This window comes from Streptomyces swartbergensis (genome assembly GCF_002148965.1).
Taxonomy (GTDB): Bacteria; Actinomycetota; Actinomycetes; order Streptomycetales; family Streptomycetaceae; genus Streptomyces; species Streptomyces swartbergensis.
Genome location: NZ_NGFN01000815.1, coordinates 1 through 739 on the forward strand (window position 1 = coordinate 1; position 739 = coordinate 739).

At 77.8% G+C, this 739-nt stretch carries 1 protein-coding gene; it reads right to left on the reverse strand.

The window, feature by feature from the left end; all coding sequences use genetic code 11:
- The coding region (locus tag CA983_RS44500; protein WP_158101956.1) for a PP2C family protein-serine/threonine phosphatase at positions 1-739 on the reverse strand (739 nt) is incomplete at both ends.

Here is a 739-nt window from a genome sequence, read left to right on the forward strand (position 1 = left end):
GACAGGAAGCGCGTCTGGGGGCCGTCGCCGGGCGGGGTCGGGCGGGCGCCCGCGGCCACCAGCGCGCGGGCCGCCGCGTCCGCCGCCTCCGTGGCGTCGTCGAGCAGGAGCTGGTTGAGGCGGTCGAGGACGTCGGCGACCCGGTAGCCCTCCCGGGCCAGCAACCGCAGCCAGGGCCGGGCCAGGCCGATCACGACGGCGGCCTCGGGACCCTTGCCCTGGACGTCGCCGACGGCGAAGCACCAGCGGCCGTCACCGGCCGGGAACAGATCGTAGAAGTCGCCGCTGGGCCCGCCCTTGTCGCACGGCTCGTAGACGAGGGCGCTGCGCATCCCGGGGATCTCGGCCACGGCGCCGGGCAGCAGTCCGCGCTGGAGTACGGCGCTGATGGTGGCCTGGCGTGCGTACTGGCGGGCGGCGCCGATGGCGAGCGCGACCCGGCGGCTGAGGTCCTCGACGAGGCCCGTGATCTCGTCGGGGAACCCGGCGGCACCGGACCGTCCGATGACGAGGGTGCCCAGCGGGCGTCCGCCGGCGACGAGCCGGTACGCGAGGGCCGAGCCCGGCCCGCCGGGCTCGTCACCGAGCGCCTCGCCGGGCCAGGGGTAGTCGGCCGGCCCGGACCCCGACGGGTCGGACGGGTGCGGTGCGTCCTTCTCCAGGGCCCGGCGCAGCTCCTCGATGCGGTTCTCGCTGCCGTGCCAGACCCGGGCCAGCCGGGGCCCGCCCGCTCCGGCCC